We start from the raw sequence: 20,240 nt of genomic DNA, 5'->3' as shown, positions 1-20,240 counted from the left end.
CACTGTTCCTGTTACAGACATGTCACTCCGGGAAAGCAGTCCCGTGCGAATCGACCACTCCCGAAAAGCAACCGGATGCGGGCTACCTCGCGCAAGCCGGTCAGACCCACGACAACTGAAAGGAGACTCTACCCCAGCCGCCGCTCAATCACACCTCCCCCGGGCCACCTGGCAGCGACCCGGGGGGACACTTTCAGCCACTCAGCCCTGGTGAATTTCCTGGGCGGCACGCTCGCCGGTGCTGATGGCACCATCGATGTAGCCGAACATTTCCAAGGCGGTGTGCTCACCACAGAAATGAATGTTGCCTTCTTTCAGGCCTGCTGCCCCCCACCACTCGGTGTAGTCGCCGAAGGTCTGCGTGGAATAGGAGCCTTTGGACCAGGGGTTGGCCGCCCACTTGGACAGCATGGCCTTGCCGGTAAAGGCGGCGCTGGTGCCAGGGAACACATTATCCACGATACCGAAGAAGTGATTGAGATCCTTACTGGAGGGCGCAGCAAACGGCTTGTCGCTGCCAATCTGCTTGCCGTAATCCCCTCCGAAGAAATTCACCAGAATGCCATCAGTGCTGCCAGTGACAGAGGTGGAATCCCAGGTATCGAACAGCTCCGGTCGGCCGACATAGGTTACACCGTTCGGAGTGAACTGCTCGCCGTTGATGACGGTCGGCTGGGTCCATGGGCGGGTCGCGCCGTGCACCGCCAGCTTGCCGTTGGAACCAAAGGCCATGCGCTCGATCGCCATGCGCTTCTGCGGGCGGAAACCGCCATAGATGCGGGGATCGATATCCACATCCTTCAGCATGGAGAATGGGATTGCCAGCACCAGACGGTCGCAGGCGTGTTCGTAGCCGTCCTCGAACACCAGGTTGTAGGGGCCGTTGAGAGAACCCTGGACAGCCACCAGTTTGCGACCGGTTTCCACAGTGCCTTCCGGCAACTCGTCGACCATGCGGGTTACCAGCTGGTCGTTGCCGCCGGCGATACGGAAGCGCTCATCGGTGCCCGCCAGCGGCAGCGCGGTGTTCACCGGGTTCCAGGCCAGCAGGTAGATCAGGTTCAGCGCTGTGGTGTGCTCGGGCTGGATGCCGTATTCGGCGACGATATCCGCCTGGAACACCTGTCCCATATTGGAGTTGGCACCAATGCCGACATGGTCCAGCCAGCTGTTCACGTCGATGTAATCCAGCTCGCGGTGGAAGGCATTGTTCCACTCGTAGGTGGGAACCCAGGGAGCATCCTGCTGGGCACGCTTGAAGATCTTGTAAACTTCGCGCCACTCAGCGTTCAGCTGGTGCTCGGTGTAGTGCTGGCCATTGACGTAGTACAGCTCGTTGCCGCCGGGCACCGCATTGCCATTCACATCCTCAACATCCAGGCCCAGCTGGCTGGCCAGGTTACGGGCATAGGTATGCTCGGTGGAGATGAGCTCACCGCCCCGCTCTACCGGGCGACCGAAGATGCTGCGGTTGGTGCTGACGCGGCCACCGATCCGGGTGTTGCCTTCGAACACCTTGGAGGTAGCGCCGTTGTACTGGTACAGGCGGTGAGCGCAGCGAATGCCGGCAATACCGCCACCGATAATGGCGACGCGGCCGGGATCAGTGGCTCCGCCCGCAATCGCCTGCGCCGGACGCGAGACGGTGCTGGCGGCACCGGCGGTGCCCAGCACCGCAGCGCCCAGGCCCAGCTGCTTGAGGAACTGGCGGCGTCCCTCTTCAGAGGCATTCTTGCCCGCGAACCTGGAGCCTTCGTTGATGATATCGAGGCTCTCGTCGGCGGAGATACCGGTCTTGTCGGAGAGTTCTTCGGCAGCGCGCAGGCGGCGCAGGAGACCCGCGATAGGGGAGAGGGACTTTCGGCTCTTCATCTTCTTCTTCCTAAAGCCAGTAAGTTTCCGGCCCCCGAACCGCAGGGCCGCTGGTGAATCCGATCCTTAGCTGTCAGCACAAACGGCCCGGGTGGCGGAACTGCTTTCCAAAATTCCCGGCACTCTAGCGATAGCAGGCTGTTTTTTTATTCTGATTAGAAATATGTTGCGCGCTATTCTACATACCTGCCCGAAAAAATCGAACAATGATTCGAAAAAAGTCACAAAACTAGAAAAATAATCCAGCGGCAGAAGAGAACATCCGCACAGGGAGGCGCCAGAGCGCGGACTACGGGCACGGGGCAGGCGTCGGACAACGAGCAGGCAAAAAAAAGCGGCTCAGTGAGCCGCTTTCTCGGGGAGGGAAAATCAGTCTTTCTTGTAGACCGGGAACTTGGCGCAGATATCGAGCACCTTCTGCTTCACGTCGGCGATGGTCGCTTCAGCATCGCCCTTCTCCAGGGCATCCAGCACGTCACAGATCCAGTGGGTCAGCTGCTGGGTCTCGGCCACGCCGAAGCCTCGGGTGGTGATGGCCGGGGTGCCGACACGCAGGCCACTGGTGATGAACGGGGAGCGTGGATCGTTCGGCACCGCGTTCTTATTCACGGTGATGTTCGCACGGCCCAGGGCCTCGTCCGCGTCCTTACCGGTATACTCCTTGCCGATCAGGTCCACCAGCATCAGGTGGTCATCGGTACCGCCAGAGACGATGTTGATACCCCGATCCAGGAAGGTTTCCGCCATGGCGCGGGCGTTCTCCACCACTTTCTTCTGGTAGGCCTTGTAATCCGGGCTCATGGCTTCCTTGAAGGAAACCGCCTTGGCCGCGATCACGTGCATCAGCGGGCCGCCCTGGCCACCGGGGAATACCGCAGAATTGAGCTTCTTCTCGATGTCGGCATTGGCGCGGGCCAGGATGATGCCGCCGCGCGGGCCGCGCAGGGTCTTGTGGGTGGTGGAGGTCACCACGTCGGCGTGGGGGATCGGCGACGGGTACTCACCGGCCGCCACCAGGCCCGCCACGTGGGCCATATCCACCAGCAGGTAGGCACCGACCTTGTCGGCAATTTCGCGGAAACGGGCCCAGTCCATGATGCGGCTGTAGGCGGAGAAGCCGCCGACGATCATCTTCGGCTTGTGTTCCAGCGCCAGGCGCTCCACTTCCTCGTAATCCACCTCGCCGGTTTCCGGGTTGAGGCCGTACTGCACCGCGTTGTAGATCTTGCCGGAGAAGTTCACCCGGGCACCGTGGGTCAGGTGGCCGCCGTGGGCCAGGCTCATGCCCAGCACGGTGTCGCCCGGTTCACACAGGGCCTGGTACACAGCCGCGTTGGCCTGGGAACCGGAGTGCGGCTGTACGTTGGCGTAATCGGCACCGAACAACTGCTTGGCACGCTCGATCGCCAGCACTTCCACCTTGTCCACGTACTCACAGCCACCGTAATAGCGCTTGCCGGGATAGCCCTCGGCATACTTGTTGGTCATGGAGCTGCCCTGAGCCTCCATCACCATCGGGCTGGTGTAGTTCTCGGAAGCAATCAGCTCGATATGCTCTTCCTGGCGGCGGTTCTCCTCCTCGATGGCTTCCCAGACTTCCGGGTCAAAGGAGGAAAGTGTGACTGATGGATCAAACATGGTTTTCCCTCGGTAAAGCGAGCTGATGACTGACTGGGTCTATCGGCAGCGGCCGTACTACGGGGCCGGGGTCGCGGGCTATTACCCACCCTGCGGGATAGCGCGAAAAGTGCGAGCCGGGGCCGTCACCGAAAGCCTGGGTATTCTAGAAAGGCGCGCATTGTACACCAAGGCGGGAGCCAATGCGCCAGAACGAAGACGCGGCCCGGAGGCCGCGTGGAGACAGGGTCTTAGAAGGTCAGGGTCATGGTGCCGGACCAGAAACCGATGTCTTCCTCGATCATGGTGTACTCGAGTTCGACATTGGTGTTCGGGCTCATATCGAAGCCGATACCGCCGCCCAGGGAGATGCCGGTGTCATCGCTGCTGGCACTGCCAACGCTCACATCTTCATACAGCAGGCCAAAGCGACCCTTGAAGTAGATGTCGCCGTAGGAGCGGTAGGTGCCGTAACCGGCCAGGGTCTGCACGTCGACGTCGACGTCGTTCTGGAATACATCCGCCTCACCGCTGATCAGGGAGTTGGTGTACTCCGCCTCTAAGCCCCAGCCGGACGGCAGGGTGTAGCCGCCACGCAGGCCGACGTTGATCGGGCTGTCGGCGTTACGGAAGTCGATGTCCATCAGGCCAGCAGTCGCGCCCCAGTAGGCAGTTCCCTGGCTCTGGGCGTTGACGCCAGCAGAACAGGCCAGCAACAGCGCAGCGGCGCCGGTAGCAATCTTACGCATAGGATTTCCCCAATACTTGTTGTTCAGAAATTTGCGCGGATTCTAGCCGCGTTTTATCCCGCAGAACAGTTACCGGAGTCACAGTCGTACGCAGTAAACGCCGCAGGGCACTCTCTGACTGCCCGCCGGGACGATTGGTTCCACTGATCTATTTCCATTTAGCCGGCCTATGGAACACTATTCCGCCTCAATGGACACTGGCGAATCAGAATCAACAACCGGGACAGCAATACAGATCAATTGATCTAATTCCACCTTGGCGGCGACGGTACCCGGCACATTCACCGTGGTATCGGGACTCCCGCCGCAAGTTTACCGCGGGGTCCCTGTTCCATACTAACTGCCAACTACCGATCCCGGCCCTGCTCTATCGTCTGGCAGGAGCGCAGGGGCAGCTGCCACCCAAGAAGACACAGGCGCCGATCACCGCAGTGTTTGATCCAGGTCAAGTGTCCACTATCCCACTCTCCCAGAATGACGGTAAACCTTCAGCGCGGCCGCCACGGGAGATCGCCATGCATTACCTTTACCGCCAACTGTGCGATGACCATCACAACATGCAGAAGCTACTCGACGCCTTTGACCGGCTGCTGCGCGACCTGACCCGCAGGGACCGTGATCCGGAAACCCTGAGCCTGATTCTCGACGCACTGGATTACATCAGCATCTACCCCGATCGCTGGCACCATCCGGTCGAGGACCTGGCCATGCAGAAACTACTGGCAAAGGACGGCGCCGATTGCGAGGCGATCGAGACCACGCAACAGGAGCACCGGAAGATCACCGCCGCGACCCGGCGTATGAATGCGCTGTTTTATGCGGTCGCCAACGATGCTGCGGTGGAACGCAGTCGGCTGATGCGCGCCAGCCGCGACTATCTGCAGCTGCAGCGAGCACACATGCAACGGGAGAACACACGTATCTTCCCGCAGTTTGCCGCCATGCTCACTGCGGACGACTGGGCACAGGTGGAAGAGAAACTGCGACATCAACGGGACCCGTTGTTCAGTTCAGACCTGAGGCGACTGTACGAATCACTGCACCATTACATCGTCGATATCTACGAACCGGAACGCGTCACCGCCTGAGCCACTGGCCGGGAAGCGGGGGACACAGGAAAAACAGAGAAAAGGAAGCTGGAATGCGCAAACCCGACAAGCACGGCCTGTCTCTCGGCATCGAAAGGATTGGCCGCGAGTTCTTTCTCTACATCAGAGTCGTGGGCAAGCTGACCCACGATGACTATGAGATCATCACACCGATGCTGGAAAGCGCCCTGAGTGCCGTGGCCCACCCCCGCGTCAAGGCACTGGTGGACATCACCGAGTTACATGGCTGGGAATTGCGCGCGGCCTGGGACGATCTGAAACTGGGCCTGCGCCACGGAAGCGAGTTTTCCCATATCGCCGTGATTGGTGAAGAGGGCTGGCAGGAGCTGGCCACCAAGGTCGCCGGCTGGTTCACCGCCGCCAGCACCCGTTATTTTGAAGATCGCTGTGATGCGCTGGAGTGGCTGGCGGAAGCTGAAAAAACCGACGATGGCAAAATCGAAGAAAACACCGGTGCCTAGGCACCGGCGTCTTCGTAGCTACAGTGGGTGCCGGCGAGCTCGCTGAGCGCAATCAGATCGAGAATTTCCACCTCGCGACCGCGCACGGCGATCATCTTCTCGCGCTGGAACTTGGTCAGCAGGCGGCTGACGGTCTCGGCCGTCAGCCCCAGGTAGTTGGCAATATCCGTGCGCGGCATCGACAGCACGAAGGCAGTGGCCGAATAGCCGCGGCGGGAATAGCGGCTGGAAATATTCATCAACAGCGCAGCCATACGCGTCTCCGCGGAGCGCTTGCCGAGCAGCAACAGCGTCTCGTTTTCCTTTTTCAGCTCTTCCGAGAAGATGTTGTAGATCTGGTGCTGCAGGGCGGGCACTTCCTGAGCGAGCCCCTCAAGCTGGGCGAAGGGCAGCACACATACGGAACTGTCCTCCAGCGCCTCGGCGAAACTGGAGTGCATGCGGCCGCTATAGGCATCGAGACCCAGCAGCTCGCCGGGCAGGGCGAAGTGCGTCACCTGGGTATCGCCATCGGCGGCGATGACAGTCGACTTGAAACTACCGGAGCGGATTGCAAACAGATTGGTGAACGGATCGCCGGCCCGGTACAGGGCTTCACCAGCCCGCAGCATGCGGCGCTTGCCGGTAATCTTTTCCAGCCGGTCGATCTCCTCCCCTGACAGGCCCGCGGGCAGGCACAGGCGCCTGACCGAGCAGTTTCCACAATTTACCGCGGAGAGAGTGTCTTTCATGGGCGGGCGATCGACAGAAGGTGGCAAAACGCCATTGTAACGCCTCGGCGCAGGGCTGTCGCACCCCATCAGATCACCTTCGAGTAGCGCGGAGTCTCCGCACGATGGGCCAAATAGGCATCGAAGGCTGCGGCCACATGTCGCACGAACCAGCGCCCCAGCGGCGTGATCCACAGCCGCTGGTCATTCTCTCCGATCAGGCCATCCGCCCGCAGCGGCGCCAGTCGCGCCAGTTCCGGGGCAAAGTAAACATCAAAGGCCGCTCCCGCTCGGCGGGAGACCTCAGCCTTGTCCAGGCTGAGCCGGCACATCAGCTCCATGATCACGTACTGGCGCAGGCGGTCGTCGGCAGAGAGCTGCCAGCCGCGGAAGACCGCCGAGCCGCGCTCAGCGATCGCCCCGTTGTAGTCCTTGAGGCGGTGATGGTTCTGCCAGTAACCGTCGGCGCTGTAGCTGATCGCCGAGGCTCCGAGCCCCACCAGCGCATCGGCGGGCATCAGGGTATAACCCTGGAAGTTGCGCTGCAGTTCACCGGCGCGGGCGGCTCGGGCCATGGTGTCGTCGCGGCGGGCGAAGTGATCCATGCCCAGATAGTCGTATCCGGCCTCCTCCAGTGCCTGAACCGCGGCCAGCTGCATCTCCACTTTTTCCCGCGCGTCCGGCACCGCGTCGGTATCGATCAGGCGTTGGGCCCTGAAACGTTGAGGCAGGTGCGCGTAGTGATAGAGGGCGATGCGGTCTGGGGCCAGCTCCACGACCTGGCCGATGGTATCCCGCAGTGTTTCCAGGCTCTGGTGCGGCAGGCCGTAGATCAGATCGTAGGAGATGGATTCAAAATCCTGCCGGCGCGCCTCTTCAGTCAACTCCCGTACCTGCCCGGAGGTACAGATTCGATTGATCGCCCGCTGCACGGTCAGATCGAAATCCTGGATTCCGAGGCTCAGGCGGTTGAAACCCAGATCGCGCAGGGTGGCGAGGCTCTCCAGCTCCAGGGTGCGGGGATCCGCCTCGATGCCGTATTCCCGCCCCACGCCGCCGAGGTTGAACGTCTCGCCCAGCCCTTCGACCAGGCGTCGCAGGTCGCCGTCATTGAGAAAAGTTGGGGTACCACCGCCCAGGTGCAGCTGCACCACCGGCACATCGGCTACCCGCTCTCGGTAGCTGCGCGCTTCCGCCAGCAGCTGCTCCAGGTAGCCCGAGGCCAGCCCATACTGCTGGGTCACCACCTTGTTGCAGGCACAGAAGTAACACAGGGACCGGCAGAACGGGATATGCACATAGAGCGACAGCGTGCGGATGTCTTGCAGCGCGGCCCAGGGCTCGGCCCCGCCCAGATCGCCAAAGCGGTCTGCGGTGGGATAGGACGTGTAGCGCGGACAGGAAGAGCCGTAGCGGTTGAGGAGCGCCGCACTGGGTACGGAATCGGCATGCACCATTGGTTTACACCTGTGGAAAATCGATGGTGCAAGCCTAAGGGGACGGAACCGGGCGGCTCTTGATGCACATCAAGCCGCCCCCGGAGTCAGTCGCCGGCGGGGCGCCGGAACAGGTTCTGGATACTGGAGAAATCCAGCCGGCGGTTGGCATCGTCACCCCCGTGCAGCTGGTAGAGGTTCTTGGCCAGGGCTCCCAAGGGCGTGGATGTGGCGCTGCCGGCGGCGGTGTCCATGGCCAGGCCCAAGTCCTTCAGCATCAACGCCACGGAGAAGCCGCCGCTGTAGCCACGGGAGGCGGGCACCCCCTCCATGACACCCGGGAAGGGGTTGTATTTATCCAGCGACCAGTTGTCACCGGAACTGGCTTTCATGATGTCCGACAGCACTTTCGGGTCCAGGCCATTGTCCACCCCCAACTGCAGCGCCTCGGCGGTGCCGATCATGTGGATCGCCAGCAACATGTTGTTGCAGATCTTGGCCACCTGGCCGCAGCCGGCCGGCCCGGCATGGAAGATGTTGGCGCCCATGGCCGACAGTACCGGCCGTGCCGCTTCCACCGCCGATGCCTCACCTCCGCACATAAAGGACAGCGTGCCGGCCGCCGCGGCAGCGGTGCCACCGGACACCGGTGCATCGATGGCGCGGATACCACGCTCGCCCGCCGCGGCAATGAGCTGGCGTGCATCACTGGCGGCGATGGTGGAGCAGTCGATCACCCGGGTTTCAGGGCCCAGTACCTGCAACAAACCCCGTACGCCTAAGTAGAGTTCCTTGACGATGCCGCCATTGGGCAACATCGAGATCACCACGTCGGCACCGCTGGCAGCAGCGTGGGCACTGTCGGCCGCAGCACAACCGCCCTGCCGCGCCTGCTCCAGGGCTGGCGCGGCAGGGTCGAAAGCGGTGACCGCGAAGCCGCCTTTGACCAGGTTCGCGGCCATGGGGCCACCCATATTACCCAGGCCGAGAAATGCGATGTTTTCCATGAGGTTGTTCCTCTGCTTTTATTGCTCTTATTCCCTGATCCCCAGTCAGTAGCCCAACAACTGCAGGGCCTAGAGGTCCGCCAGTGGGTGGTCCCCGGACCAGGGGGGGGTGAAGCACCGCTCGACGGCCTGCCATTCGATCCCGGCCAGGTTTGCCGGCTGCCACTGGGGCGAGCGGTCCTTGTCGATCAGCAGCGCACGGACACCCTCGCGGAAATGCCCGCTGGCACACAGGTTAACAGCCAGTACCAGCTCCATCCGGAACACTTCCGCCAGAGACTGGTGGCGGCCGCGGCGCAGCTGCTCCCACACGATCCACGGTGTCAGCGGCGAGCCCCCTGCCAGAGTCTTCGCGGCTTTCAGCAACCACTCGTCGTCTCCGTCGTAAGCGGTAATGGCCTCACACACCTCGGGCAGGGTGGAAAAGTCGGTCAGGGCCTGGATCTGGTCATAGTGGGCACGCAGGTTGGAGGCGGGCTGGTGGTCCGGGCGCAGCTCCAGTCCCTTCAGGCAATCGCCAACCAGGCGATGGTTCTCACTCTCGTGTTCGCAGAATGGCAGATCAGCGAGGGCATCCAGGGTGGCCAGGCGCTCGTTGTCGGCAACCAGGCGGTCGGCCAGGCCGGCGAACAGGGCATCACTGCCGTTGAACTGGGCCCCCGTGAGGCCGAGGAACAGGCCCAGCCGTCCGGGCATGCGGTTCAGGAACCAGCTGCCGCCTACATCCGGAAACAGGCCGATGGTCACTTCCGGCATGGCCAGGCGGGTGCGCTCGGTAACGATGCGGTGACTGGCGCCGGCCATGATGCCGATACCGCCCCCCATGACGATACCGTCCCCCCAGACCACGATTGGCTTGGGGTAGGTATGGATGCGGTAGTCGAGCCGGTATTCGCGCGAGAAGAACTCAGTGGTGTAGTCGGTCTTCGGCGCCTCACCGTAGCCGTTGGAGGCCTTGTACAATGACACCACATCGCCACCGGCACAGAAGCCCTTTTCCCCACTGCCCTCAACCCAGATGCAGGCGACGCTGTCATCGGTCGCCCACTCCTGCAGCTGTCGGTCCAGCAGCTCGATCATCTCCAGGTTCAGCGCATTGAGCGCTTTGGGGAGGTTGAGGGTCGCCAGCGCCAGTGCGCCGCGGCGGGAAAACAGTACGGGGGGATCCTGATCCATGACTCTGCATTATTTGTATGACTTCCGGGCTGAAGAGTTAAACATACATCCTCCATTCCGTCAGCCGGCTGCCGCCGGTGGGTCCCCGAACGGGCCGGTTGCACTTTTCCGGCAACCTGCTAAGTTGCGCGCAAATTCTGAGCGATTCCCACCGTCCATCAAAAACGGAACTCCAACGGAACCCTAAATGGCTGAATACGTCTACACCATGAACCGGGTGGGCAAAGTAGTGCCGCCCAAACGCGAAATCCTCAAGGACATCTCCCTGTCCTTTTTCCCCGGCGCCAAGATCGGCGTGCTGGGCCTGAACGGCGCCGGTAAGTCCACCCTGTTGCGCATCATGGCCGGCGTCGACCAGGACTATAACGGTGAAGCCCGCGCCATGCCGGGCATCAAGGTAGGCTACCTGCCGCAGGAGCCGCAACTGGACCCGGCCAAGACCGTGCGCGGCAACGTCGAAGACGGCATGCGCGAAGCCATCGATGCACTGGCGGGCCTCGAGCAGGTCTACGCCGACTATGCCGAGCCGGATGCCGACTTCGATGCGCTGGCCAAGAAGCAGCAGCACTATGAAGACGTGATCCAGGCCTGGGATGCCCATAACCTGGAGCATCGTCTCGAAGTGGCCGCAGACGCCCTGCGCCTGCCACCGTGGGATGCCGATGTGAACAATCTGTCCGGCGGTGAAAAGCGCCGCGTGGCCCTGTGCCGCCTACTGCTGTCCCGCCCGGATATGCTGCTGCTGGACGAGCCCACCAACCACCTCGACGCAGAGAGTGTGTACTGGCTCGAACGCTTCCTGCACGACTTCGATGGCACCGTGGTGGCCATCACCCACGACCGCTATTTCCTCGACAACGTCGCCGGCTGGATTCTGGAACTGGACCGTGGCCACGGCATTCCCTGGGAAGGCAACTACACCACCTGGCTGGAACAGAAGGAGAAGCGCCTGGAGCAGGAGCAGAAGGGTGAACAGGCCCGTGCGAAGGCGATGCAGAAGGAACTGGAATGGGCGCGCCAGAACCCGAAGGGCCGCCAGTCCAAGAACAAGGCCCGTCTGTCCCGACTGGAAGAAATGCAGTCCCAGGAATTCCAGGCCCGCAACGAGACCAACGAGATCTACATTCCGCCGGGTGAGCGCCTGGGCGACAACGTGATCGAACTGGTCAATGTGAGCAAAGCTTTCGGCGATCGCGTACTGATCGACAACCTGTCCTTCCGGGTACCGAAAGGTGCCATCGTCGGTATCGTCGGCGGCAACGGCGCGGGTAAGTCCACCCTGTTCCGCATGATCAATGGCACCGAAAAGCCCGATTCCGGTGAGATCAAGATCGGTGAAACCGTACAGATCGCCAGCGTCGACCAGAGCCGCGAAAACCTGGACGACAACAAGACCGTGTGGGAAGCCGTGTCCGACGGTCACGACATGCTCAAGATCAACAACTATGAAGTGGGCTCGCGCAACTATATCGGCCGTTTCAACTTCAAGGGTTCCGACCAGCAGAAGCGCGTGGGCGAGCTGTCCGGTGGTGAGCGCGGCCGCCTGCACCTGGCCTACACCCTCAAGCAGGGTGCCAACGTACTGTTGCTCGACGAACCGTCCAACGACCTGGATATCGAAACCCTGCGCGCACTGGAAGAAGCACTGCTGAACTTCCCCGGCTGTGCCCTGGTAATCTCCCACGACCGCTGGTTCCTGGACCGGGTCGCCACCCACATCCTGGCCTACGAAGGCGAGAGCGAGGTGGTGTTCTTCGAGGGCAACTACACCGAGTACCACGAGGACTTCGTCCAGCGTAAGGGTGAAGATGCCACACCGCATCGCATGCACTACAAGAAGCTGAAGACCTGATCCTGCTGATGGAATAGCGAAGGCGGCCTGAAGGCCGCCTTTTTTATGCCGCTTTATGCCGCGCGTTCGCTGAAGTTCCCGGCCGGCCGGTACATTGCCTCACCTTGCGGACCAGCGGGAATTCATCAACGCACTACCAGGCGGAGCGATGTGTACTACTGGCCCCGCTCATAGGCTTCCAGTGTTGCCTTCAGATAACGCGTTTTGGCTGCCTGCCCGGGCAGTTCCCTGGCCAGTGCCGTATAGAATTCGACGTTGCCGTCATTCAGATACGGACCAAGGTTCTGCGCCAGCTCCCGCGAGGCAGAGATGGAACCGGAACGCAGGGTGCGCTCGAACAGGCCGCGGACCTCAGGCTCCAGCCCCGGGTAACGCGCCAGCTCCGGCAGCGCCTTCACCAGCAGTTTTCCATCCGCAGTCCCCTCAAGCTCAGACAACAGCAGCCTGGCATGGGTAACATTGGGTTCCCGCTCTGACATAAAGCGGACGGCTTCAGCCTGGACGTGACCATTCCTGTGCGAGAGCAGTTCGGCAACCAGAAGCTCTGCCTGCGCATCAAACCCGGGCGTATCCGAAAACTGCGCTTCAAAATTGCGAAGCTTTTCTACGAGCAAATCACCCAGCAAAAAATAGCTGGCCCGGGGGTCACTATTGTCCTGGGGACAACTATTGCTCTGCTCGCAGGAGAGCAGATTCCGGATTTCTTGTGCGGCCCGTTCACGCTGTTCAAGGCGGGGATCCACTGGAGCTTCCAGTGGATCCTCCAGTAGGTCCTCGTTCGCAGCGATCGCGCTCTCCTTGTGAGCAACATCAGGCGCGACAGCCAACTCTTGTACTGCTGGACTGCCAGGCTTCGTCCGGGGAGCGTCTGCCCCAATCAACCAACTTGCCGCGCCACCAACCAGAGAGAGGGCAACCAGGATAAAGAGGAATCGCCTCATAAGGACTTGACTCCTTGATTGCGCAGGCGACGGGCACCCACTATCACGCCGAGCATCAACAGCAGCCACGACATCGTGCCGCCACCACCTGATTTTTGCGACCCATTAAAATTGGAGGCGCCACCAGTCCCTGTAGATCCCCCGGAATCACCGCTTCCGGAGCCACTGCCACTTCCAGAGCCACTGCCACCGCCCGAACCGGATGAAGCGATGCTCACCCAGTCGGCCTGGGTATTTTCACCCAGCAACTGCCCGCCATAGATATAACCGGTAATCCCCACGGTGCTTATCTTGTAATAAACGTGGTTCTCCACGCCCTGCACGAGCACCTCGTCTACAAGGTGTTCGCTGTCCAATTCGACCTCTCCGACCTCAGTGCCACCGGGAACATCCTCGATCTTGATACCCTCGCTGCGCAGCACTTTCAGGGTATCGCCGGCCTGGGGCACAATCACTTCCCCCAGGTTGGCATGGTCCCCCGCAATCACCCATTCGTCAGCACTGGCGGCACTGCCGCCATAGATATATCCCTCGGTACCATCGACGCGAACCCGGTAATAACGATAGAGCTCGGACTGATCGCGCACCACCATGTCCAGTACCTGATAGGTGGTGCCCACGGCAGTATCCACCCCGGTATCGGTTCCCCCCGGGGTCTCCCGGAGATTGATGGCCTGGATGCTTTCAATGGCCTGCCCCACTTTACGCAGCCCATCCAGCGCTACACCCCAGCACTGATGACGGTCCTGCACCGTGCGGCTGACCGGGTCGGAAACGGCTGCACTCGGATAAAGCGTGCTGACCGCGACGACATCGTACTGCAGCGACAGGCAGATAAAATCCTCCACCTGCTCAACGCAATCCAGTGCAGTGCCGTCATAAAGACAGGACTCGCCGGATTCCAGCCGCACCACACGCCCCTCCCAGTTACTGATATCGTCCGGATCGATCGTCTGAATACCGGAGCACCCATCCGAGGCCTCCATGAAACAGACAATATCCAGCCCGGTGCGGTGATCGGGATCCGACATCAGGTCAAGCCAGCTTTTGGTATCAAACTTCGCGACGAACGCTTCATCGTTGCGATACCAGGGGTCACTCGAGTCGGTCCAGCGGCATCCCTTGCTCGGCCCACCGTTGTACATGGAATAGGCCGAGCGTGCCCGCGCACGCCAGTCGCCCTCGGGGACACAGGCCTCCGTTGCCGCGTCTTCCCACGCAGTGAAATAAATATCCATGGCGTAGCCAAGATTGGCGAAGACCTGCCAGCCGGCACCGTTTTCAAGAGCATCAAAATGCCAGCGGTCATCCACTTGCATCATGCCATGCCCGTGGCCACTGTCGCCTCGAACCATCTTGAGGCGCGCATCTTCCACCGCCTCCCGGTAGTGGCTCCAGAAGGTTTCCTGCTGGGCAACTGCCAGCATCGCATGGGCCCAGGCATCGGCCTCACCGGATGCCGGGGTCTTGCGCTGACCCAGGTAGTAGAGAGCTGACTCACGGATTACTGAGTGCATCTCGTTCATGTAACGTGCGCGTTCGGCACTGCGATCCTGGCTATCGTTGAAAACCAGCGGTCCGAAATTCGCATAGGCAAACTGGGGATCCCCCCAGGGGTCCACGTCACAGCCGGATGGCACGCGGCCATAATTCCACTCGCCATCCACGCGGTTTTCGCAGAGGTAGTAATCGGGCGTATCCCATGGCGCCGCCTGAGCACTGGCCCCAACCAGCAATGTCGCAACGGCAAGGAAACGAAGGTGAGTCGTTATTCTCATATTGTGCCTTCTGATGTACGGAAAATATTTCACGCCACGCCCCTGCCGACCCAGCATGCAGGCAACCATCAGCCTGCCACTTGAGCGCTTGAGGGTCGGGGTTCCCGGGGCTTGGCAAGCCCGGGCTAGAGCAGCATTCCATACCTCTCAGAAACTGCACCGGACCCGGGCAACTCTGTATCACACGAAATACATCACAGGAATAATTTATTCCCACTAATTGATTCTCTGGGATTTTTTGGAATAATGCCAGTGGAATCGTGAAAATAAGACGGAACGGCAGAAAGCCTGCGAACTACGTCGCCATTTCACTGACAGGTGCCAGCAGAAGCCCGACCAGAGCTAAGAAAAGATGGGACTCTGAGCATCATTGCTGCGATTCGCCCCCCCGACAATGAGAGCCACGCTGAGCCCGACCGAACCTGCCTAGCGCTCGGCAGTGATCAGGATATTGCGCGGGGTTATCTCTCGATCGCAGAATTCCCCGAGCTGCACCCTTGCCCCCCCTTCCTGCAGGTACAGAGCGCGATCCAGGACCAACCACAGCTCCAGAGGCCGGCGGAAGACGTGGGTGACCAACTCCATGCGGCGAACCCTTTGCAGCCTCTGCCAACCCAGCGCCAGCCACTTTTCCTCATCCACTTCCCCCAATAGATCCAGGCGCTTACGGGCCGCTGCCCAGCTGGCGAATGCCGGGAAACCTTCTTTCAGCAACCCCTTGCGGACATTGGGTACCGGCAGATAACGATCTTGCCCGCGCAGTTCGCGCTGCAGCTCATCGAAGGCCATCCGCCAGTGCAGCTCCCGCTCCCGCAACCGGCGCACACCGGCACCAGCGGTGACCGTCTCCTGCAGGGGCAGATGCAGGTCCTCGCGAGCCAACTTCACCCGGGCCACTTCACCGGCCTGGGACATGGGCACGAAGTCGTCGGTCCTGATTACGTGATAACAGCAGGGGGAAATTGTGAGACTGGCCCCCTGGTTGGCCCGCCAGTGGCGCATCAGGGTTGTGTGCAGATCGCCGCAGGCGTGCAGGGCGACGGCATGCTCGCCGCGCCTGACCCACTGCCCTGCCTGCTCACTGAACGCGTCGCAGTGGACAAAGCGCATCGACACTCCTCTGCGGTCCGCCAGCGCCTCCCCTTTACGACAGAGTTGCGCTTGCCACTCCAGGCTGGTCACCGGGCGCCGCTGTACTGAAGAAATAAGTCGGCCGAGGTGCCCCTTGCCAGCACACCATTCCAGCAGAGGGCCAGAGCCGTTGCCGATACATCCGGCAAAGGCAAGGATCTGCTGCCACTTGCGTCCCGGGATGCCATGATCGAGGCGCTCGGGAGGAGATAGTTGCCGAGCGGTGAGCCTCGGCAGGACGCTGAGGCGTTGCAGCTCTTCAACTCCCTCCAACCACGGGGACAGCCAACGTGAAGCCGCTGCGATGTCGCCCTGCAGGCGGTGCAGCTCAGCCTCCTCCAGCGCATCGAGCGCCTGGCAGAGATCCGGATGAATTTGCGCCCAGCAGTAGTCCCGATGGTGGAACGGCCGCACCTGCCACCACTGACGACTCTGGGCCAGTAACCGGTCCAGCCACTCAAATCGCTGTGACAGTTCGTGCGCCTGCATTCTGCCCACCCACTCTTTCATTACCGCCCCTGCTCGCCCTGCACCGCTTCGCACTTCTGCCTATTTTATGCGCCCGTGATGATTGCGCCGAGCCATGGCTTCCCGCTACCCGAACGCATACACTGGAGACCAACCTCATGCTTGCACTCAGGACTGAGGAGGGAAGCCACCATGAGTATCAGCCGCTATTGTGTCGAGCTGCTGGAGGCCGCCAGTGCCTACCACGTGCGTTACGGGGATCGCCTTGCCAATCACCTGCCCATGGTCCTCATCGCCCTCGACAAGATGGGGGCCACGCGGGAACAACTGCAGAGCGCCTTCGACCGTTCCAGCGCGCACCTGGAACGCCCCCAGCTGGAACCTGCGGCGCCGCTAGCTGAAGGCGAGACCATCGCCGATCTGCGCAACCGCGAGGAGCGCTTCCCCAGTGCCCTGGCCTATTACCAGGGACAGTTACGCCAGCACGGTATCGCCGAGGCCCTCCGGCGCGAGTTGCCGCCATTACTGCCCTCTATCGGCACTGCTGCCTTTCACGGCCTGATCCGCACGGCCTACGGTATCGATGCCGGCCACCAGCAGGAGGTGGCCACCGGTCTTGCCTACTGGAATATGGAGTACCGCGAGCTGCCCGCCAGTGACGTACTGCTGCCCGTCGCAGCGGCGGAGATTCCGGCCATGGCGGCGGCGCGCTTTCCTCTCATCTCCCTGGCCCCGGGTAATATCAGCGACCATATGGCCGCCGTCACCCGTCAGGAGGACTGGCAGGAAACTCCGATACAACCGCAACAACTCGGCCTGCAGGATATCGCCGAAGTGGCGCTGGCCGCTTACCGGGGGACCGGCGACTTCACCCTGTTGCACGGCGTGACTGGCTGCCACGCCCTGCGCCTGATCCTGCCCCACTGCAGCGATCCCGAACAGGCCCTGCGTTACTTCTGGCGGGCACTGGTCATCGCCTACCTGAGTACCGGGCCGAAAGAGTTTACCGAAGCCGACCAGGACAGTCCGACCGCCGCGGAATGGGAGTCACTGCTCAAACGCGCCTGTCGCAGTGAGGACGATCATGTCATCAAGCTCTGCTACAGCGCCTGGCGGGAGGCAGAGCATTACGGCAATGACGACTATCGCGCTGCCGCCGCCCTGACCGTGGAAAGTTGAGCCCGGGAACAACCAGAACAAACAGCACCACATAAAGGCCCACCGACGGAAATCTTCCACAATGGCTCTCACCCCATCCAACATGACACCCCTGGGCACAGCGATGCCCGCTTTCACCCTGCCGGATGCCACCGGTGCTCCGCTCCGCAGCGAAGACCTCTCCGGCGGGCCGGTGCTGGTGGCCTTTATCTGCAATCACTGTCCGTTTGTTAAGCACCTGGCTGCTGAGTTTTCGGAGTTCGCCCGTCAGTATGCACCCGCCGGTCTCCAGGTCATTGCCATCAACAGCAATGACTTTGCCAGTTACCCGGACGACAGCCCGACAAGAATGCAGGAGGAAATTGCAGCGCGGGGCTATGTATTCCCCTATCTGGTAGATGAGAGCCAGGAGGTGGCGAAGGCCTTTGGGGCCGCCTGCACGCCGGATTTCTTCCTGTATGACCGGGAGCATCGTTTGGTCTACCGCGGGCAGTTTGACGATAGCCGGCCGGGCAACGGCAAACCGGTCAACGGCAGGGACCTGCGGGCAGCGGTGGATGCCGTGCTGGCGGGCGAGAGCCCGACGCAGGATCAGGTGCCCTCGGTGGGCTGCAATATCAAGTGGAAGTAGCGGGGAAAGTCAGCGGGTAACCACGGGGAGCGGTGTCACCGCCCCCCGCCTGGGCGGGCCTGTCAGCGACGCAGGAACTCGACCATCCACTTGGCGACGGCACTCTCGTGGATGTCGTTCTGCAGGGAAGCCTTGCCCTTATCCACCAGATCCTCGCCGAACACTTCAGTGCGAAGCTCCATCAGGCTCTTGGAGTAGGGCTTGGTGAATTCAGGGTGGGCCTGCATGGTCAGGATGTGATCACCGACCTGCACCATGGCGTGCGGGCAGAAATCGCTGGCGGCCAGCACTTTGGCCCCTTCCGGCAGCTCTTCCACCTGGTCCTGGTGGCTCACCAGCAGGCTGAAGTCCTTGCGGGGCTCGGACATCCACGCCGGCATGTCCTGCATCTCATAGCTGTGTACACCAATACCCCAGCCCTTACCGGACTTGCGGGTCTTGCCGCCGAGAGCTTCGGCAATCAGCTGGTGGCCAAAGCAGATACCGATGGTGGGCTTCTTCTTCTCATGCAGCTTGCGCACGAACTCCATCAGCGGCGGAATCCACGCCTTGTCCTCGTAGACACCGGTTTTACTGCCGGTCATCAGGTAGGCATCCACCTCATCGATATCTTCGGGGTAGTGCCCGTGCTGCACCTCGTAGGTCACGAATTCCAGTGTCGGATCCTGGGCGCGCAGCAGCTCGGCAAACATCTCAGGATATTCACCAAACTCCCCCACCAGTTCCTTGCGTACATCGTCGGTCTTCAATACACCTATTTTCATTATTTCACCGCTGGTTGACTGCAGAGTTGGCGGATTATGGCATATTCTGCGTGTCTTTTTTCCCATCGTCCCCGCTCCAGCCTCCCCGCCCGTCTGCTACCGCGGTGAACCGAACTGTGCAGACGCCAGCCTCCTCCTGCCAGCTGCAACCGCGGTCTAGACTGGTTACAGGAGTCCCCCTTTTCACGGAGCGAACGCCATGAAGCCAGCCCTGTCCGGTATTCTCCTGATCACCGCTTTCCTGACTGCTGCCACAGCGACCGCGGAGCACCGCGGTGGTGACTTCATCGTGCGCATCGGTTACGGGGAGGTGAACCCCAATGACGATTCCAGCTGGATTCGCCTGGACGGAACTGCGCTGGAAGACACCCGTGTGTACGTCGACAGCGGACAGAGCGCCACTTTTACCGGAACCTGGCTGTTTGCGGATCACTGGGGAATCGGCCTGCTGGCGGCGCTGCCATTCGAACACGACCTGGATGTGGCCGGACTGCCCAACCCGGCGGGAGGTCCGGCACTGGGCAAAGTGCCCCTGGGGAATCTCGAGCACCTGCCTCCCACCCTCACCATCCAGTGGTATCCGGTCTGTGTCGAATCCTGGGTGCAGCCCTACGTGGGTATCGGGGTCAATTACACCACCTTCATGGACGAAGACATCTCCGGTACCGCCAACGACTACTTCGAGAATGTACTCGGGGCCACACGCGGCGCCAGCCTCGAACTGGACTCCTCCTGGGGCCTGGCAGGTGAACTCGGTGTCGATATCGAACTCGGCCGGGGCAGCCCATGGCTCTTCAACGCCGCCCTCTGGTATCTGGACCTGGACACCGACGCCTCGATCCGCTTTCCCACCACATCCGGGTCGAGTCGTATCAAGGCCGATGTGGATGTCGATCCCTGGGTCTACACGGTCGGCATCGGCTACCGCTTCTGACCTTTACAGAGCGATTACAGAGCGATTACAGAGCGATTACAGAGCGATGATTGCAGCCATGGAGGTCAAAACCAGCCTCCATGGCTTTTAGAGAACTGAAAAAGCAATATCAGTTGCAAATAACTGCACACAAACAGCATTAAAACGCTGTTCCACCCGAGCCTGCCATTCCTGACAGGCAAGAGCCCAACCGCCCCTTCAGAGCCACTTAATTCCAATAAAAAACCCCAACTAAGGAAAAATTCCCGCGGCAGTCATTGCTTCCGCTGCATTGACTGCAGCCGGTGTCGCACATTGCCAAAACAAGAACCGGGAAAGTCACTAGGATTGCCGATCCCTGTGGCTTATGACCAGATCGCATAAGCCTCTTTCGTTCAGATCTAGACCAAGCGTTACTGACTTGTTTCCTGGAGGTTGGTTTATGACTCCTTTTGTGCACGCCGTTT

18 protein-coding genes are annotated in these 20,240 nt (G+C 61.1%); 7 read left to right on the top strand and 11 right to left on the bottom strand.

Annotated elements, in window-relative coordinates; translation table 11 throughout:
* Nucleotides 1-201 precede the first annotated feature (201 nt).
* The 3 genes from LVD12_RS07315 to LVD12_RS07305 form a co-directional block, all read right to left on the bottom strand.
* A complete protein-coding gene (locus LVD12_RS07315; protein ID WP_237066996.1) occupies nucleotides 202-1,872 on the bottom strand; it encodes a flavin monoamine oxidase family protein in 1,671 nt (556 codons plus the stop codon).
* 369 nt (nucleotides 1,873-2,241) lie between these two features.
* The gene (glyA, locus tag LVD12_RS07310) at nucleotides 2,242-3,510 is read right to left on the bottom strand and encodes a serine hydroxymethyltransferase (RefSeq protein WP_237066994.1); all 1,269 of its coding nucleotides are present in this window, start codon (nucleotides 3,508-3,510) and stop codon (nucleotides 2,242-2,244) included.
* A 230-nt stretch (nucleotides 3,511-3,740) separates the two neighbouring features.
* Complete coding sequence (locus LVD12_RS07305; RefSeq protein ID WP_237066992.1) at nucleotides 3,741-4,238, bottom strand: outer membrane beta-barrel protein; 498 nt, start codon at nucleotides 4,236-4,238, stop codon at nucleotides 3,741-3,743.
* A 515-nt stretch (nucleotides 4,239-4,753) separates the two neighbouring features.
* Between LVD12_RS07305 and LVD12_RS07300 the strand changes: the two genes are divergently transcribed.
* Together LVD12_RS07300 and LVD12_RS07295 are read left to right on the top strand one after the other, a co-directional pair.
* On the top strand, nucleotides 4,754-5,326 hold the full coding sequence (locus LVD12_RS07300) for a hemerythrin domain-containing protein (protein WP_237066990.1): 573 nt from the start codon (nucleotides 4,754-4,756) through the stop codon (nucleotides 5,324-5,326).
* A gap of 53 nt (nucleotides 5,327-5,379) precedes the next feature.
* On the top strand, nucleotides 5,380-5,808 hold the full coding sequence (locus LVD12_RS07295; protein ID WP_237066988.1) for a SpoIIAA family protein: 429 nt from the start codon (nucleotides 5,380-5,382) through the stop codon (nucleotides 5,806-5,808).
* Here the strand turns inward: LVD12_RS07295 and fnr are convergent.
* The 4 genes from fnr to LVD12_RS07275 all read right to left on the bottom strand — a co-directional run bounded on the left by fnr (nucleotide 5,805) and on the right by LVD12_RS07275 (nucleotide 10,137).
* On the bottom strand, nucleotides 5,805-6,539 hold the full coding sequence (fnr, locus tag LVD12_RS07290; RefSeq protein ID WP_237066986.1) for a fumarate/nitrate reduction transcriptional regulator Fnr: 735 nt from the start codon (nucleotides 6,537-6,539) through the stop codon (nucleotides 5,805-5,807). The genes LVD12_RS07295 and fnr overlap by 4 nt on opposite strands.
* 68 nt (nucleotides 6,540-6,607) lie before the next feature.
* A complete protein-coding gene (gene hemN / locus LVD12_RS07285) occupies nucleotides 6,608-7,975 on the bottom strand; it encodes an oxygen-independent coproporphyrinogen III oxidase (RefSeq protein WP_237066984.1) in 1,368 nt (455 codons plus the stop codon).
* Between the two features lie 86 nt (nucleotides 7,976-8,061).
* Complete coding sequence (mmsB, locus tag LVD12_RS07280; protein ID WP_237066982.1) at nucleotides 8,062-8,961, bottom strand: 3-hydroxyisobutyrate dehydrogenase; 900 nt, start codon at nucleotides 8,959-8,961, stop codon at nucleotides 8,062-8,064.
* A 69-nt stretch (nucleotides 8,962-9,030) separates the two neighbouring features.
* Complete coding sequence (locus LVD12_RS07275; protein WP_237066980.1) at nucleotides 9,031-10,137, bottom strand: enoyl-CoA hydratase/isomerase family protein; 1,107 nt, start codon at nucleotides 10,135-10,137, stop codon at nucleotides 9,031-9,033.
* A 187-nt stretch (nucleotides 10,138-10,324) separates the two neighbouring features.
* On the opposite strand from LVD12_RS07275, the gene ettA reads away from it, so the two are divergent.
* On the top strand, nucleotides 10,325-11,989 hold the full coding sequence (gene ettA, locus LVD12_RS07270) for an energy-dependent translational throttle protein EttA (protein WP_237066979.1): 1,665 nt from the start codon (nucleotides 10,325-10,327) through the stop codon (nucleotides 11,987-11,989).
* Between the two features lie 155 nt (nucleotides 11,990-12,144).
* On the opposite strand, the gene LVD12_RS07265 is transcribed toward ettA, so the two are convergent.
* On the bottom strand, nucleotides 12,145-12,468 hold the full coding sequence (locus tag LVD12_RS07265) for a hypothetical protein (RefSeq protein ID WP_237066978.1): 324 nt from the start codon (nucleotides 12,466-12,468) through the stop codon (nucleotides 12,145-12,147).
* Nucleotides 12,469-12,504: 36 nt separating this feature from the next.
* Here LVD12_RS07265 and LVD12_RS07260 point away from each other — a divergent pair, with 36 nt between their 5' ends.
* Complete coding sequence (locus LVD12_RS07260) at nucleotides 12,505-12,759, top strand: hypothetical protein (protein ID WP_237066976.1); 255 nt, start codon at nucleotides 12,505-12,507, stop codon at nucleotides 12,757-12,759.
* A 167-nt stretch (nucleotides 12,760-12,926) separates the two neighbouring features.
* On the opposite strand, the gene LVD12_RS07255 is transcribed toward LVD12_RS07260, so the two are convergent.
* The gene (locus tag LVD12_RS07255) at nucleotides 12,927-14,708 is read right to left on the bottom strand and encodes a hypothetical protein (RefSeq protein WP_237066974.1); all 1,782 of its coding nucleotides are present in this window, start codon (nucleotides 14,706-14,708) and stop codon (nucleotides 12,927-12,929) included.
* Nucleotides 14,709-15,134: 426 nt separating this feature from the next.
* Complete coding sequence (locus tag LVD12_RS07250) at nucleotides 15,135-16,328, bottom strand: methyltransferase (RefSeq protein ID WP_237066972.1); 1,194 nt, start codon at nucleotides 16,326-16,328, stop codon at nucleotides 15,135-15,137.
* A 171-nt stretch (nucleotides 16,329-16,499) separates the two neighbouring features.
* Here LVD12_RS07250 and LVD12_RS07245 point away from each other — a divergent pair, with 171 nt between their 5' ends.
* Both LVD12_RS07245 and LVD12_RS07240 read left to right on the top strand, forming a co-directional pair.
* On the top strand, nucleotides 16,500-17,486 hold the full coding sequence (locus tag LVD12_RS07245; RefSeq protein WP_237066970.1) for a questin oxidase family protein: 987 nt from the start codon (nucleotides 16,500-16,502) through the stop codon (nucleotides 17,484-17,486).
* Nucleotides 17,487-17,547: 61 nt separating this feature from the next.
* Nucleotides 17,548-18,096 carry a thioredoxin family protein gene (locus LVD12_RS07240; protein ID WP_237066968.1) on the top strand — a complete coding sequence of 183 codons (549 nt, stop codon included), beginning with the start codon at nucleotides 17,548-17,550 and terminating at the stop codon, nucleotides 18,094-18,096.
* A 62-nt stretch (nucleotides 18,097-18,158) separates the two neighbouring features.
* Here LVD12_RS07240 and LVD12_RS07235 read toward each other — a convergent pair whose 3' ends face one another.
* Entirely contained in the window at nucleotides 18,159-18,860 is a 702-nt protein-coding gene (locus LVD12_RS07235) for a glutamine amidotransferase-related protein (protein ID WP_237066966.1), read from the bottom strand.
* 199 nt (nucleotides 18,861-19,059) lie between these two features.
* Between LVD12_RS07235 and LVD12_RS07230 the strand changes: the two genes are divergently transcribed.
* Entirely contained in the window at nucleotides 19,060-19,794 is a 735-nt protein-coding gene (locus tag LVD12_RS07230) for an OmpW/AlkL family protein (RefSeq protein WP_237066964.1), read from the top strand.
* Nucleotides 19,795-20,240 lie beyond the last annotated feature (446 nt).

Origin of the sequence: Microbulbifer guangxiensis (assembly GCF_021729075.1) — a bacterium.
Lineage (GTDB): Bacteria > Pseudomonadota > Gammaproteobacteria > Pseudomonadales > Cellvibrionaceae > Microbulbifer > Microbulbifer guangxiensis.
Note: the sequence above shows the minus strand (reverse complement) of the source record. Positions and strands in the feature narration are given on the sequence as shown.

Coding starts and splice junctions, on each gene's coding strand:
- LVD12_RS07250 (WP_237066972.1), bottom strand. CDS start 16,328: ATGCAGGCGCACGAACTGTCACAGCGATTTGAGTGGCTGGACCGGTTA.
- LVD12_RS07305 (WP_237066992.1), bottom strand. CDS start 4,238: ATGCGTAAGATTGCTACCGGCGCCGCTGCGCTGTTGCTGGCCTGTTCT.
- LVD12_RS07240 (WP_237066968.1), top strand. CDS start 17,548: ATGGCTCTCACCCCATCCAACATGACACCCCTGGGCACAGCGATGCCC.
- LVD12_RS07230 (WP_237066964.1), top strand. CDS start 19,060: ATGAAGCCAGCCCTGTCCGGTATTCTCCTGATCACCGCTTTCCTGACT.
- LVD12_RS07235 (WP_237066966.1), bottom strand. CDS start 18,860: ATGAAAATAGGTGTATTGAAGACCGACGATGTACGCAAGGAACTGGTG.
- LVD12_RS07300 (WP_237066990.1), top strand. CDS start 4,754: ATGCATTACCTTTACCGCCAACTGTGCGATGACCATCACAACATGCAG.
- LVD12_RS07275 (WP_237066980.1), bottom strand. CDS start 10,137: ATGGATCAGGATCCCCCCGTACTGTTTTCCCGCCGCGGCGCACTGGCG.
- LVD12_RS07315 (WP_237066996.1), bottom strand. CDS start 1,872: ATGAAGAGCCGAAAGTCCCTCTCCCCTATCGCGGGTCTCCTGCGCCGC.
- glyA (WP_237066994.1), bottom strand. CDS start 3,510: ATGTTTGATCCATCAGTCACACTTTCCTCCTTTGACCCGGAAGTCTGG.
- mmsB (WP_237066982.1), bottom strand. CDS start 8,961: ATGGAAAACATCGCATTTCTCGGCCTGGGTAATATGGGTGGCCCCATG.
- LVD12_RS07255 (WP_237066974.1), bottom strand. CDS start 14,708: ATGAGAATAACGACTCACCTTCGTTTCCTTGCCGTTGCGACATTGCTG.
- ettA (WP_237066979.1), top strand. CDS start 10,325: ATGGCTGAATACGTCTACACCATGAACCGGGTGGGCAAAGTAGTGCCG.
- LVD12_RS07245 (WP_237066970.1), top strand. CDS start 16,500: ATGAGTATCAGCCGCTATTGTGTCGAGCTGCTGGAGGCCGCCAGTGCC.
- LVD12_RS07265 (WP_237066978.1), bottom strand. CDS start 12,468: ATGTCAGAGCGGGAACCCAATGTTACCCATGCCAGGCTGCTGTTGTCT.
- hemN (WP_237066984.1), bottom strand. CDS start 7,975: ATGGTGCATGCCGATTCCGTACCCAGTGCGGCGCTCCTCAACCGCTAC.
- LVD12_RS07295 (WP_237066988.1), top strand. CDS start 5,380: ATGCGCAAACCCGACAAGCACGGCCTGTCTCTCGGCATCGAAAGGATT.
- fnr (WP_237066986.1), bottom strand. CDS start 6,539: ATGAAAGACACTCTCTCCGCGGTAAATTGTGGAAACTGCTCGGTCAGG.